The sequence below is a fragment of the Streptomyces niphimycinicus genome (genome assembly GCF_018883605.1).
Taxonomy (GTDB): Bacteria; Actinomycetota; Actinomycetes; order Streptomycetales; family Streptomycetaceae; genus Streptomyces; species Streptomyces niphimycinicus.
This window is the reverse complement of sequence record NZ_JAHLEM010001255.1, coordinates 1-1,169: the sequence shown is the minus strand read 5'-3', so window position 1 is coordinate 1,169 and position 1,169 is coordinate 1. Positions and strand designations below refer to the sequence as shown.

Sequence of the window (1,169 nt, the reverse complement as noted above, 5' to 3'; positions counted from 1 at the left end):
GGTGCGGCTGCTGCGCGCCGCGGGCGTCCGGGTGGCCGCGGGCAGCGGGGCGCTGCGGGACGCGGTCAACCCGGTGGGCCGGGGCGATCCTCTGGAGGCCGCCTTTCTGCTGGCGTCCCGGGGCGAGCTGCGGCCGGACGAGGCGTACGAGGCGGTGTGCTCGCGGGCGCGGGCCGCCATGGGGCTCGCCGAGGTGCGGGTGGAGGCCGGGTTCCCGGCGGAGCTGCTCGCGGTGCGCGGGGACGGGCTCGCGGGGGTGCTCTCGCTCGCGTACAGCAGGGTCGTGGTGCACCGGGGCCGGGTGGTGGCCCGTACCAGCGCGGTGCGGGAGTACTGCGACTCGGCGGCCGCGGTGGCGCTGGACCTGCCCCGGCAGGCGCGGTCGCAGAGCGGCGGCGAGCAACAGTAGGCCGCACGGCGTACGGTCGGGATCATGCGCATTGTGATCGCTGGTGGACATGGACAGATCGCGCTGCGGCTGGAGCAGTTGCTCACCGCGCGCGGAGACGAAGTGGCGGGCATCATCCGCAAGCCCGAGCAGGCGGGCGACCTGCTGGCGTCGGGCACCGAACCCGTCGTCTGCGACCTCGAATCGGCCTCGCTGGAGGACGTGGTCAAGCATCTGGAGGGCGCGGACGCGGCCGTCTTCGCGGCCGGTGCGGGCCCCGGCAGCGGTGCCGCCCGTAAGGACACCGTCGACCACCGGTCCGCGGTGCTCTTCGCGGACGCGGCCGAACGGGCGGGGGCCCGGCGGTTCCTGATCGTCTCCTCGATGGGCGCGTCCCACGAGCCACCGCCGGACACCGACCCGGTCTTCGCCGCCTATCTGCGCGCCAAGGCCGCGGCCGACGACGACATCCGCGCCCGGGACGGCCTCGACTGGACCGTGCTGCGCCCGGGCCGGCTGACGAACGAGCCGGGCACGGGCCGGGTGAAGCTGGCCGAACGCACGGGCCGGGCCGAGATCACCCGCGACGATGTGGCCGCGGTCCTGACCGCCCTGCTGGACGAGCCCCGTACGGCGGGCCGCACGCTGGAGCTGATCAACGGCGACGCGGCGGTCGCGGACGCGGTGGCGGCGGTCGCGGCCGAGCGGGGCTGAGACGCGGGGGCGGCCGGGGCGGCTGGAGTAGCTGGGGCGGCTGGGGCGGCTGGGGCGGCTGGGGCGG

Annotated in this window: 1 protein-coding gene and 1 pseudogene; both read left to right on the top strand. The window is 76.6% G+C overall.

The window, feature by feature from the left end; genetic code table 11:
- Positions 1-409, top strand: a pseudogene (locus KN815_RS49185) (hydrolase); the annotation flags it as partial.
- Between the two features lie 24 nt (positions 410-433).
- On the top strand, positions 434-1,102 hold the full coding sequence (locus tag KN815_RS49180) for an NAD(P)H-binding protein (RefSeq protein WP_216348212.1): 669 nt from the start codon (positions 434-436) through the stop codon (positions 1,100-1,102).
- Positions 1,103-1,169: the final 67 nt, after the last annotated feature.

Bases quoted from the DNA above. Each gene is read 5' to 3' on its own strand.
- KN815_RS49180 (WP_216348212.1), top strand. From the start codon at position 434: ATGCGCATTGTGATCGCTGGTGGACATGGACAGATCGCGCTGCGGCTG.